Annotated in this window: 10 protein-coding genes; 6 read left to right on the forward strand and 4 right to left on the reverse strand. The window is 73.6% G+C overall.

The window, feature by feature from the left end:
• Positions 1-47: 47 nt before the first annotated feature.
• Together E2C06_RS17070 and E2C06_RS17075 are read left to right on the forward strand one after the other, a co-directional pair.
• A complete protein-coding gene (locus E2C06_RS17070) occupies positions 48-1,670 on the forward strand; it encodes an FAD-dependent oxidoreductase (protein ID WP_133289825.1) in 1,623 nt (540 codons plus the stop codon).
• On the forward strand, positions 1,667-1,879 hold the full coding sequence (locus tag E2C06_RS17075; RefSeq protein WP_133289826.1) for a DUF2783 domain-containing protein: 213 nt from the start codon (positions 1,667-1,669) through the stop codon (positions 1,877-1,879). Before E2C06_RS17070 ends, E2C06_RS17075 begins: the two co-directional genes overlap by 4 nt.
• A gap of 5 nt (positions 1,880-1,884) precedes the next feature.
• On the opposite strand, the gene E2C06_RS17080 is transcribed toward E2C06_RS17075, so the two are convergent.
• The gene (locus E2C06_RS17080) at positions 1,885-2,811 is read right to left on the reverse strand and encodes a class I SAM-dependent methyltransferase (RefSeq protein WP_165982439.1); all 927 of its coding nucleotides are present in this window, start codon (positions 2,809-2,811) and stop codon (positions 1,885-1,887) included.
• A 348-nt stretch (positions 2,812-3,159) separates the two neighbouring features.
• Between E2C06_RS17080 and E2C06_RS17085 the strand changes: the two genes are divergently transcribed.
• Together E2C06_RS17085 and E2C06_RS17090 are read left to right on the forward strand one after the other, a co-directional pair.
• The gene (locus E2C06_RS17085) at positions 3,160-4,362 is read left to right on the forward strand and encodes a M20 aminoacylase family protein (RefSeq protein WP_133289828.1); all 1,203 of its coding nucleotides are present in this window, start codon (positions 3,160-3,162) and stop codon (positions 4,360-4,362) included.
• A gap of 104 nt (positions 4,363-4,466) precedes the next feature.
• Complete coding sequence (locus E2C06_RS17090) at positions 4,467-5,825, forward strand: ABC transporter substrate-binding protein (RefSeq protein ID WP_133289829.1); 1,359 nt, start codon at positions 4,467-4,469, stop codon at positions 5,823-5,825.
• A gap of 108 nt (positions 5,826-5,933) precedes the next feature.
• Here E2C06_RS17090 and E2C06_RS17095 read toward each other — a convergent pair whose 3' ends face one another.
• The 3 genes from E2C06_RS17095 to E2C06_RS17105 form a co-directional block, all read right to left on the reverse strand.
• A complete protein-coding gene (locus tag E2C06_RS17095) occupies positions 5,934-7,538 on the reverse strand; it encodes a hypothetical protein (RefSeq protein ID WP_133289830.1) in 1,605 nt (534 codons plus the stop codon).
• A 106-nt stretch (positions 7,539-7,644) separates the two neighbouring features.
• Positions 7,645-8,862, reverse strand: a complete 1,218-nt coding sequence (locus tag E2C06_RS17100) for an ABC transporter substrate-binding protein (RefSeq protein ID WP_133289831.1) — start codon at positions 8,860-8,862, stop codon at positions 7,645-7,647.
• Between the two features lie 157 nt (positions 8,863-9,019).
• Positions 9,020-9,442: a cupin domain-containing protein gene (locus E2C06_RS17105; RefSeq protein ID WP_165982440.1), complete on the reverse strand. Its 423-nt coding sequence runs from the start codon at positions 9,440-9,442 to the stop codon at positions 9,020-9,022.
• A 189-nt stretch (positions 9,443-9,631) separates the two neighbouring features.
• Between E2C06_RS17105 and E2C06_RS37625 the strand changes: the two genes are divergently transcribed.
• Together E2C06_RS37625 and E2C06_RS17115 are read left to right on the forward strand one after the other, a co-directional pair.
• Positions 9,632-10,072: a DUF2141 domain-containing protein gene (locus E2C06_RS37625; protein WP_165982441.1), complete on the forward strand. Its 441-nt coding sequence runs from the start codon at positions 9,632-9,634 to the stop codon at positions 10,070-10,072.
• A gap of 403 nt (positions 10,073-10,475) precedes the next feature.
• Positions 10,476-11,228, forward strand: coding sequence for a hypothetical protein (locus E2C06_RS17115; protein WP_133289833.1), 753 nt, complete (start codon positions 10,476-10,478; stop codon positions 11,226-11,228).
• Positions 11,229-11,298 lie beyond the last annotated feature (70 nt).

Here is an 11,298-nt window from a genome sequence, read left to right on the forward strand (position 1 = left end):
CGTCGCCGCCCGGTCCATGTCGTTGCGAACCGAAGGGGAGGCGCCGCATGCCCGCCACCTACCAGAACCCGCGCTATGCCTGGCGCCGCCCCGATGCCCTCGGCCGCGCCGCGGCGGAGGAGGCGGCCGTGGTCATCCTCGGCGGCGGCGTGGTCGGGCTGACCCTGGCGCTCGACCTCGCGCGGCGCGGCACGCCCTCGATCCTGCTGGACGACGACGACACCGTCTCGCTCGGCAGCCGCGCCATCTGCTGGGCCAAGCGGACGCTCGAGATCATGGGAAGGCTCGGGCTCGGCCGGCGCTTCCTGGAAAAAGGCGTGCGCTGGGGCCAGGGCCGGGTCTACGTGCAGGACCGGGAGGCCTATGCCTTCGACCTGCTGCCGGAGCAGGGCCATGAATACCCGGCCTTCGTCAACCTGCAGCAATACTACGCCGAGGAATGGCTGGTGGAGGCCTGCGCGGCGACCGGCCTCGTCGACCTGCGCTGGCGCAACAGGGTGACGGGCCTCGAGAACCGCGCGGATGGCGCGCTGCTGAGCATCGAGACGCCGGACGGCGCCTACCGGCTGCACGCGCAATGGCTGCTGGCCTGCGACGGCGCCCGCAGCACGGCGCGGCAGGCGCTCGGCCTGCCCTTCCTCGGCCAGGTCTTCCGCGACCGGTTCCTGATCGCCGACATCGTCATGCGCGGCGACTTCCCGGCCGAGCGCCGTTTCTGGTTCGACCCGCCCTTCCACCCCGGCCAGTCCGTGCTGCTGCACAAGCAGCCCGACGACGTTTGGCGGATCGACTTCCAGCTCGGCTGGGACGCCGACCCGGAAACGGAGAAGCAGCCGGAGAAGGTCCGCGCCCGGGTCGCCGCCATGCTCGGCCCGGACATCCCCTTCGCGCTCGAATGGGTCAGCGTCTACACCTTCCGCTGCCGCCGGCTGGAGCGCTTCCGCCATGGCCGGACCATCTTCCTCGGCGACAGCGCGCACCAGGTCAGCCCCTTCGGCGCCCGCGGCGGCAACGGCGGGGTGCAGGATGCCGACAACCTCGGCTGGAAGCTGGCCGCGGTGCTGGGCGGCGCGGCGCCCGAGACGCTGCTCGACAGCTACGATGCCGAGCGCATCCCGGCGGCCGAGGAGAACATCCTGAACTCCACCCGCAGCACCGACTTCATCACGCCGAAGAACGAAGCCGCGCGGGCCTATCGCGACGCTGTCCTGGCGCTTTCGGCCAAACATGCGCTGGCCCGGCCGCTGGTGAACTCCGGCCGCCTCTCGCGCCCCGCCGTGCTGCGCGGCAGCCCGCTGAACACCCGGGGCGGGGAGGCAACGCGGCTGCCGCCCGGCGCGCCGGCGGCGGATGCGCCGGTGCTCGACCGCGGCCGGCCGGACTGGCTGCTGCGGCACCTGGGACAGGACGGCTTCACCCTGCTGGCGCTGGCCGGGACGGGCGCGCCGGGCCCGGCGCCGCCGCCGGGCGTCGCCCGGCTGGTGGTGGGGGAAACCGAGACCACCGGCGCGCTCCTCGACCATGCCGGGCTGGTTGCCGCCCGCTGGGACCTGGCGCCGGGCCAGGCGGTGCTGCTCCGCCCCGACCAGCATGTCGCGGCCCGCTTCGACCGGCCCGACCCGGCGGCGATTGCCGCCGCGCGGGACCGCGCCCTGGGAAAGCCCGCATGAGCATCTCGACCGAGCCCCGCCTGGCCGACCCGGATGCCTTCTACGCCGCGTTGATGGAGGCGCATCGCGGGCTGGACGAGGCGGCGTCGCGCCGGCTCGACGCCGCGCTGGTCATCCTGCTGGCCAACCAGCTGGGCGATGCCGCGGCGGCCGAGGCGATCCGGCTGGCGCGGGAGGCGGTGGCGGGGCCCCTGGGAGGGACTGGCTGACCCGCTCAGCCCAGCCGCACCTCGATCGCCGCCCGCGCCACCAGGTCGTCCGCCGCCGGGCGCATCGCCTCCGGATGCGGCTTGGCCGGGCCGCGCGGCCGCCTCTCCCAGACCACCGCCTCCGGTACCGCCACGGCGAAGCCGGCGCGGCGGAAGCGGCCGACCATGGCCGAAAGGCCCAGCCGGTTCACGTAGACCCCGGCCCGGCCGACCAGCGGGCTGGCCCAGAAGGCATCGCTGAACCGCAGGTGCTGCAGCCCGCCGCCCAGATGGTCCTGGAAATCAATGAAATGCAGCCCGACCCCGTCCGGCGCCGTCACCCGCCGCAGCTGCTGCAGCAGCGGCGCGATGTCCTCCCGCCGGACATGCTCCAGGACCGCCTCGCTCACCACCAGGTCGACGGCTCCGTCCGGGATGCTGGCCAACGCCGCCGGCCCGCCGATCAGCAGGGTGGTGCCGCAGCGGGCCAGCGCCGCGCCGCGGTCGGCGCAGCCGGTCAGGTCCGGCGCCGGCAGGCCCTGCGCCTGCGCCGCCGCCGCCGCCGCGCGATAGGGCGCGGGCGCGGTGGGCGCGCTGTCCGCCGGGTCCACGTACCAGATCCGCCGCGCGCCGAGCCCGGCGAGGACCGGCGCGCGGACCACCATGGCGCCCGGCCCGATCTCCAGCACCGTGCGCGGGCGGCGGCCGATCACCGCTTCCGCCCGCTGCATCCAGCCGGCCGGCGTGCCGACCAGCTTGGCCGGGACGGTGGCCTCGAAGGACGGCCGGGCCAGCCCGAAGGCCCGCGCCCGGGCGCCGTGGATGCCGAGCGCGGCGAGCCCAAGCTTCAGCCCGAGCTTCGCCCACCACGGCACCGGGGCACCGCGGGCCAGCCCTGGCGGCGCCGGCACGATCCGGTTCGGCGTCGCCGCTTTCTCCGTGCGCTGTTCCATGGGGTTCCGGCTGCTGCCTCCTCGGCGTCCAGGCATAGTGCAGATGAAGCCGGGGCGGAAACGCCCCGGTGCGGCAATCCGATCCCGGAAGACCGCACGAGGCGGCGACCGCGGCCCGTCGCCGCGCCGGTCCCCTGCCGCCGGCCATCGCGCCCCGGCCGCCTTACCGGAAGATGACCGGGGCCCGCCGCGCGCCATGGCCGGGAAGCGGCCCTGCCACCCGCCCGCGATGCGGCTGCGCCATGTACCGGACCTGCGGCACCGCCGTATACCGGAGATGCGGCTGCGCCGTACATCCAGGGTGCGGCGCGCCAGGTACCCGACACGCGGCTGCGCCAGGCACCAGACATGCGGCTGCACCGCGGGCAGGAGAGCGAATTGACCCCGATCGAGCATATCCGCCGCTACCAGGACCAGCTGGCCGCCTGGCGGCGCGACTTCCACGCCCATCCCGAGACCGGCTTCGAGGAGCACCGCACCGCCGCCCTGGTCGCCGAGCGGCTGGAAAGCTGGGGCATCGAGGTGCATCGCGGCATCGGCCGCACCGGCGTGGTCGGCGTGCTGCGCTCGGGCCGCGGCAACCGCGCGGTCGGGCTGCGGGCCGACATGGACGCGCTCGACATGCCGGAGGCCAACAGCTTCGCGCATGCCTCGACCATCCCCGGCAAGATGCATGGCTGCGGCCATGACGGGCACACCACCATGCTGCTCGGCGCCGCGCGCTACCTGGCGGAGACCAGGGCCTTCGACGGCACCGTCCACTTCATCTTCCAGCCGGCCGAGGAGGGCCAGGGCGGCGCCCAGGCGATGATCGCCGAGGGGCTGTTCGAGCGCTTCCCCTGCGACACCGTCTACGGCCTGCACAACCGCCCCGGCATGCCGGTCGGGCACTACGGCATCCGCGAGGGCGCGATGATGGCCGGCTGCGCCTTCTTCGACCTGGCCATCCGCGGCAAGGGCGGCCATGCCGCGCGGCCGGAGGCGACCGTCGATCCCGTGGTCTGCGGCGCCCAGGTGATCTCCGCCTGGCAGAGCATCGTCGGCCGCAACGTCGCGCCCTACGACACCGCCGTCATCAGCGTGACGGGCTTCGAGGCCGGCACCGCCTACAACGTGATCCCCGAGCGCGTCGCGCTGCGCGGCACGGTGCGCGCCTTCCGCACCGAGACCATGCGGCTGCTGGAGACGCGGATGCGGGCGCTCGCCACCAGTATCGCCGCCGGCTTCGGCGCCACCGCCGAGCTCGACTTCCGCGAGATCACCGTCCCCGTGGTCAACAGCCCGGAGCAGGCCGCGCTGATCGCCGACGCCGCCGCCGCCATGGTGGGCGAGCCGCATGTCGATCGCGCCCGCGTCGCCGCCATGGGCTCCGAGGATTTCTCCTACATGCTGGCCGAGCGCCCCGGCGCCTATATCCTGGTCGGCAACGGCGACGGCCCGGGAAGCTGCGAGGTGCACAATCCCGGCTACGACTTCAACGATGCGGCGATCCCCTATGGCGCCGGCATCCTGGCCGCGGTGGTCGAGCGGGAAATGCCGCAATCGGCCTGATCACAGCCTGCGGCGCGGCGGCGGGTTTTCCCGCTGCTGCCGGAGCGCCGCGCTAGCCTTCCCCCGTGAGGCGGCAGCAAGCCGCCCGCGGGAGGCTAACAACCATGACCAGATACGAGGTGACGCGGCGCGCGGCGCTGCGGGCGGGCGTGGCAGGCGTGGCCGGGGCCACGCTGCCGGTCTTCAACGTGCAGGCCCAGAACTCGGCCGGCGTGCTGCGCTGCGCCTTCTGGGAACACTGGGTGCCCGCCGGCAACGACATCATCCGCGAACTCTGCGAGGAATGGGGCGCGAAGAACCGGGTCGAGGTGAAGATCGACCGCCTGGTCTCCGCCGGCAACCAGATCCTGCTGACCATCGCGTCGGAAGCGCAGTCGCGCAGCGGCCACGACATCATCGCCATGCCGACCTGGGAGCCCTCCTCCCATGCCCGGCTGCTGGAGCCGGTGGACGACGTGGTCGGCCGGCTGCAGAAGAAGTACGGCGCCATCACCCCGGCCGCCGAATACCTGGCGAAGCGCGAAGGCGCCTGGCGCGCCGTGCCCGCCGTCGCCGGCACCCAGACCAAGCCGCCCTGCATCCGCTACGACCTGTTCCAGCAACATGCCGGGATCGACATCCGCGCGATGTGGCCGGCCAAGCCGGAGCGTGGCCCGGGCGCCGATACCTGGAACTGGGATACCTTCCTCAAGGCGGCGGAGAAGTGCAACGCCGCCGGCTATCCCTTCGCCCTGCCGATGGGCCAGTACTCCGACGCGGTGGACTGGGTCGGCGCGCTGTTCCGCAGCTTCGGCGCCAGCATGATGGATGCCGAGGGGCAGGTGACCATCCGCGGCAACGACAAGCTGAAGCAGGCGACCGAATATGTCATCCGGCTCTCGAAGCAACTGCCGGACGACGTCTGGGCCTGGGACGACGCTTCCAACAACCGCGCGCTCATCTCCGGCAAGTCGGCGCTGATCTTCAACCCGCCCTCGGCCTGGGCGGTCGCCAAGCGGGACGCGCCGCAGGTCGCCGAGAAATCCTGGTACGCGCCCTTCCCGGCCGGGCCGGAGGGCCGCTTCACGCCCTTCCTGCCGTATTTCTGGGGCATCTGGAGCTTCTCGAAGAACAAGACGGCGGCGAAGTCGCTGCTGGAATTCCTGTCCGACCGCAGCAGCGCCGAACGGCAGTCGACCGCGACCAACGGCTACGACCTGCCGCCCTTCCAGAGCATGTCCGACTTCAAGGTCTGGGAAACCGAGGGGCCGCCGGCCGGCTTCGCCTTCAATTACCCGGACAAGCCGCACCAGCAGGCGCAGCTGACGGTGGCCTTCGCCCCGGCGCCGGCGGAGACGGCGGTGCAGGCCTATGTCCAGGCGGTCAACACCAAGATGATCGCCCGCATCGCCCAGGGCGGCCAGAGCATGGCAGAGGCGATGGGCTGGGCCGAGGGCGAGCTGCGGAATTTCGCCCGCGGCTGAGGCGGCAAGGCCGGGGAGAAGCCATTCTCCCCGGACCCCTCTTCCGTTTCTCCGGGCCGGCACGCGTTGCGCGGCCCGGAGGGAATGCCCTTCCCGCCCCGACCTTGCCTATTTCGCCAGATACGCCTTCGCCAGGGCGATCTCCGGCCGCGGCGTGTCGGCCGCCTCGGTCAGCTGCAGCAGCTTGCGGTAGTGCGCCGCCGCCTTCTCCGCATCGCCCGCGGCCGCCGCCGCCTTCGCCGCGCCGGCGAAGCCGCGGAAGCGGTTCGGCTCGCGCTGCTGCGACGCCTCGTATTCCCGCAGCGCCGCCGCCGGCTGCCCGGCTTCCAGCAGCATGTCGCCCAGCAGCTCGCGCGCCGGCAGCACGCGGCCGGGGGTGACGATGTGCTTCTCGTTGCGGTCCTCGAGGTCGGCGGCCTCCCGCATCAGGGCCAGGCCTGCGTCCTTCCTGTCCTGCGCGAAGGCGATCCAGGCGGCGACGGCCTTCTGCTGCACCGCCACCTCCCGCGCCCAATAGGCGTTGCCGGCCTCCGTCAGCCGCTGCTGCTCGGCCGCCAGCGCCGCCGCGCCCTGGCCGGCGGCGGCGAGGTCGCCGGCGCGCGCGGCGCCGAGCGCCCTGGCGAAGGTGGTGATGGCCTCCGGCGCATAAGCGGCGCTGCCGGCCGGCGGCACCAGCGCCTGGGCCGCGGGCCAGTCGCCGCGCTCGAGCGCGAGGCGCGCCGGGATCGCCGCCATGGCATAGGCCGCCGCCGCCGGGGCCGGACCCGGCGCCTTCACCTGCCGCACCGCGTCGAAGGCGGCGCGCGCGGCGGCGTCGCGGCCGAGCTGCAGCTCGGCATAGACCGCATAGTCGCTGGCGTGCCAGGCCTCGCCGAAGTCGCCGGCCCGGCTGGCGACGGCGAAGGAGCGCTGGTTGGTCGACGCCGAATCCGTCCAGGCGCCGACCCGGGTGAAGATGTGGGACGGCATGTGCAGCGCATGCGGCGCGTCGGGCGCGAGTCCGGCATATTTCCGCGCGGCCGTCAGCCCCTGCGCCGCGATCGGCGGCGCGTCGTAGACGTGGATGAGGTAGTGCGCGACGCCGGGATGGTCGGGGTACTTGGCGAATTCCTTCTCGAGGATCGCCGCCGAGCGCGCATAGGCGGCATAGGTCTGGTCGGCCTGCGACTGCGTGCCGGCGATGTAGAGCGCGCTGAAGATCTGCGCCTCGTCGTCCTCGGGGTAGCGGGCGGCCAAGGCCTCGAAGGCCTTGGCGCGGCTGGCCTGGCGGTCGCGTTCCGGGCGGCTGGCGAAGTCCTGGTAATAGGCCGCGACCGCCTCGATGTAGTCGCGCTCCCGCTGCGTCCTGGCACCGGTGGCGCGGCCGTGCTCGATCGCCGCCTGCGCCAGCTCGGCGCCCTTCGGCGTGGCGCCGACGCCGGCCAGGGCATTCAGCATGAGCGTCGATGCGATGCCCCAGTCGGCGACGGCGCAGCCGGGGTCCTTGGCCAGCGCGGCGCGGAAGGCGGCCTCCCCGGCGGGGAACCAGAAGGAATGCAGCATCGCCACGCCGCGGGTCAGGTCGGCCTGCGCCGCCGGGGTGCAGGAATTGGCGAAGGCGACGGTGCCGACCTTCTCGGCGGGCGCATGCGCATGGTCGTGCTGGGCGAAGGCGCCGCCGGGCGCAAGCAGCAGCGGGGCGGCGAGCAGGGCAGCGAAGCGGCGCGGTGTCATGGCGTTTCTCCCACGGCTCGACTTGGCGCGGCGAGCCTACACGAGCACGCGTCGCAACCGCCAGGGTCTCGACGGCCGGCGCCGCGCGGCGCCGGCCCGACGGAGGTCACGCCAGCGGGCAGCCGCCCTCCGCCATCGGCCGGAAGGCCTGGTCGCCGGGAACGCTGGCCAGCACCTTGTAGTAGTCCCAGGGGCCCTTGCTTTCGGCCGGCGACTTCACTTCCAGCAGGTAGGCGGGATGGAGCTTCCGCCCATCCGCGCGGATCGTGCCCGGGCCGAAGGCGTCGTCGTCGCAGGGCATCGCCTTCATCCGCGCCACCGCCGCGGCGCCATCCGCCTTCGCCGCGGCGGCGCCCATGGCGGCGGCCGCCTTCAGGTAGTGCAGCGTCGCGGCGTAGCAGCCGGCCTGCACCATGGTCGGCGGCGGCGCGTTGAAGTTCTGCTTCAGCCGCCTGGTCAGGGCGCGGGTGCGGTCGCTGACGTCCCAATAGAAGCTTTCGGAACAGACCAGCCCCTTGGCCGCCTCGAGGCCCATCGAATGCACCTCGGAGATGAAGAGGATCAGCGCCGCCAGCTTCTGCCCGCGCTTCTGGATGCCGAACTCGGCCGCCTGCTTCACGCAGTTCACCAGGTCCGTGCCGCCGGCGGCGATGCCGATGACCTTGGCCCGGCTCGCCTGCGCCCGCAGCAGGAAGGCGGAGAAGTCCGTGGTGCCGGGGAAGGGGAAGCGGGCATTGCCCAGGATCTTGCCGCCCTCGGCGCCGATGATCTTGCCGCCCTCGGCCTCCATCGAGGTGCCGAAGGCATAGTCGGCGGTGACGAAGAACCAGGTATCGCCGCCTCCGCGCGTCATCGCCCGCGCGGTCGAGTTCGCCAGCATCCAGGTGTCGTAGGTCCACTGCACCGTGTTCGGGCTGCACTGCGCGCCGGTGAGCTCCGCCGTGCCGGGCGCGCTGGCCAGGAAGACCTTGTTCTTCTCCCGCACCACGCCGTTCACGGCGAGGGCGGCGGAGGAGGCGGGGACGTCGATCAGCGCGTCGATGCCGTCGCGGTCCAGCCATTGCCGGGCGATGTTGGTGGCGAGGTCGGGCTTGTTCTGGTGGTCGGCGGCGACGAGGTCGACCTTCAGTCCCAGCGCCGCCGCGTCCTGGATCGCCTGCCGCACCGCCAGCACCGAATTCGGCCCGGACAGGTCGGCGAAGGGCCCGCTCATGTCGGAGATGATGCCGAGCCGGATGGTCTGCTGCGCCTGGGCGCGCGCCATCCGCGGCAGCGCGCCGAATGTCGCGCCGCCGAGCAGCAGCGCGCGTCGATCGAGTATCATTGGTCGTTCCCCCCGGCGGCACGACGAGCCGAGGGCGCCGCCGCCGCGCGGCGCCCCCGGCGAAGCGCGATCCGAACTCAGGCCCGCGCGCCATCCCCTGGGGTCCCCGCGAAGCCCTGCTTCGCGGGGTGGGGCGGCGCTGCGGCCATCGGTTCGCTCAGCCCATGCCGGGCGGCGGCTCGCAGGGCGTGGTGCCCATCGGCCCGGGGACCGAGAGCTCGAGGATCTCGACGTCGTCCGAGGTGGCGATCTCGTTGTGCTTCATCTCGCCGGGGATCAGGCCGCTGTCGCCCGCTTCCATGCGGTGCTGCGAGCCGTCCTCGAATTCCAGCGTGACCCAGCCCTTCAGCACGTAGATGAACTGCGCCTGGCAATGGTGCACGTGCCAGCCGGTCGGCTCGGTCATGCCGGTGACGGCTTCCATCACCTGCGCCCGCACCGCGCCGTCGGTGGCATCCGCCACGCCGAGGTCGCGGTACTTGAAGAAGCGTCGGCGGCCGGCGACCAGCGGGCTGTCCGCCTTCTTGGTGATCTTCAGCTTGAAGCCTGGGCGCGCGGCGCCCGGAACGCTGCCATCCATGGAACATCCTCCTGCGGTGTCTGCGCACCGGTCCGGAAAGGCTACACCCGCCGCCGGCGGCGGCAAGCGGATTTCCCGCGCGCCGGCCGGCCGCCGCTGCGCTACAGCGGGTCGCGTCCGGATCTGGCCGCCCATCCGCCCGCGGCGCGAAGCCACGCCCCCAGCCCTGCCCCACCCGGAGTTCCCGACTTGTCCCTCCGCCGCCCCAGCCTGGTCCTTTCCCTCCTGCTCGCCCTGCCGTTCCTCTCCGGGCCGGCCCTGGCCGGCGACCTCCTGGTCACCCTGCGCGACGTCGCCTCGGCCGAGGGCATGGTCCGCGTCGCCGCCTGCCCGCCGGACGGCTATCCGGAGGGCACCTGCCGCTTCATCGCCCGCGCCCCGGCCCGCCTCGGCCCGATGCAGTTCCGCATCAGCGGCCTGCCGGAAGGGCGCTTCGGCGTTTCCGCCTATCACGACGCCGATGCGGATGGCCGGCTGGGCAAGGACTGGCTCGGCCGTCCGACCGAGGCGGTGGGCTTCGGCAACGACGCGCCGATCGGCCGCTTCGGTCCGCCGGACTTCGATGCGGCCAGCATCGCCATTCCCGCCACCGGGGAGGTCCGCACGGTGGTGACGCTGCGCTACCGCTGAGCTCGGCCAGGGTCCCGCGAGGGTGGACCCCGGCCCTGGAGCCCGTTCCGCCGCCGCCGCCCCGGCAGGCGATCCCGGGCGGCGGTCCGCCGATGCCGCGCATGGCCGGCCAGGCCCGCCCGGGGCATGCGGCGTCGCTGTCCCGGGTGGCCGCCGCCGGGCATCCCCCGGACCCGGCCCATCGAGCCGGGGCACCCGCCGGCAGGACGGTCGCGGCCCTGCCCCGGGACCGCCACCGCGCAAAGGCGCCGGGCGGCACCAGGGTCACAGGTCCCGGCTTTCTCGCCGCAAAAGCAAATATGATAGCATTGATGCATTCCTTGGTATGATTATCGCCCTCAAGTTGCGCGACCGTGCCGGGACCAGACCCGCCCGGCGATACGTGTCCCAGGGTACCCGGTCCATGAACGTCATCCCGTTATCGGCCGCCCGGCGTGGCGGCGGCGTCACCGCCTCGGACCGCCAATGCGCGACGCGGTTCGTTTTCTCGCGTCCCGGCTGGCAGGTCGCCGACCGGCTGCACCCGCATTGGGGCCGCTGCCTCGAGCTCCGCTTCGAGCGGCCGGACTTCGATCCGCCGCTGCGCTGGCGGCTGGTCCGGTCGCAGGCCAGCCTGATGGTCGAGGGCGCCGACGGCACCCGCCACACCGGCCCGCACGGCAGCGCGCATGACGCGCTGCTGGCGATCTGGGAGGATGCCGAGCGCATCGTCGCCGGCGGCCGGCCGCAGCCGGTGGTCCTGCTCTGCGGGATCGACCCGGACATCGCCGCCGACCTGCAGGACATCGCGGCGATGGCGGGGTTCGAGGCCCTGGTGCTGCCGGAAGCCGGCCTGGAAGCGGCGATCGCCGCGGCCATCCGGCCGGCGGCGGCGGTGGTCGACCTGCAGCTCCACCCCTCCGGCGCGGATGGCCGCGGGATCATCCGGCTGCTGCGCCGGGCGAGGCCGGCGCTGCCGGTGCTGGCCCTGACGGTGCATGCGCCGACGGCGCCCGAGGCCGACCTGCACGGCCTCGGCGGACCGACCCAGCGGGAGCGGCGGCCGCATGACGCGGACCGGGTGCTGCACTGGCTGCTCGGCGTCTACGAGGCCCAAGGGGACGAGAAGGAGGACGGTGCCGGGGACGACGGCGGGGCGGGCAAGGGGCCGGCCTGAGGCCCCCTCCTGAAGCCCCCTGGCGCGGTCGCGACCCACCGCCCGGCGCAACGGACCGGCCGGCCCGGCG

It is taken from the genome of Dankookia rubra (assembly GCF_004355005.1).
Classification (GTDB): domain Bacteria; phylum Pseudomonadota; class Alphaproteobacteria; order Acetobacterales; family Acetobacteraceae; genus Paracraurococcus; species Paracraurococcus ruber_A.

What these genes read in the sequence shown, in the direction of transcription:
- E2C06_RS17115 (WP_133289833.1), top strand. Translation starts at nt 10,476, where the DNA reads ATGAACGTCATCCCGTTATCGGCCGCCCGGCGTGGCGGCGGCGTCACC.
- E2C06_RS17075 (WP_133289826.1), top strand. Translation starts at nt 1,667, where the DNA reads ATGAGCATCTCGACCGAGCCCCGCCTGGCCGACCCGGATGCCTTCTAC.
- E2C06_RS17095 (WP_133289830.1), bottom strand. Translation starts at nt 7,538, where the DNA reads ATGACACCGCGCCGCTTCGCTGCCCTGCTCGCCGCCCCGCTGCTGCTT.
- E2C06_RS17080 (WP_165982439.1), bottom strand. Translation starts at nt 2,811, where the DNA reads ATGGAACAGCGCACGGAGAAAGCGGCGACGCCGAACCGGATCGTGCCG.
- E2C06_RS17105 (WP_165982440.1), bottom strand. Translation starts at nt 9,442, where the DNA reads ATGGATGGCAGCGTTCCGGGCGCCGCGCGCCCAGGCTTCAAGCTGAAG.
- E2C06_RS17070 (WP_133289825.1), top strand. Translation starts at nt 48, where the DNA reads ATGCCCGCCACCTACCAGAACCCGCGCTATGCCTGGCGCCGCCCCGAT.
- E2C06_RS17085 (WP_133289828.1), top strand. Translation starts at nt 3,160, where the DNA reads ATGCGGCTGCACCGCGGGCAGGAGAGCGAATTGACCCCGATCGAGCAT.
- E2C06_RS17090 (WP_133289829.1), top strand. Translation starts at nt 4,467, where the DNA reads ATGACCAGATACGAGGTGACGCGGCGCGCGGCGCTGCGGGCGGGCGTG.
- E2C06_RS17100 (WP_133289831.1), bottom strand. Translation starts at nt 8,862, where the DNA reads ATGATACTCGATCGACGCGCGCTGCTGCTCGGCGGCGCGACATTCGGC.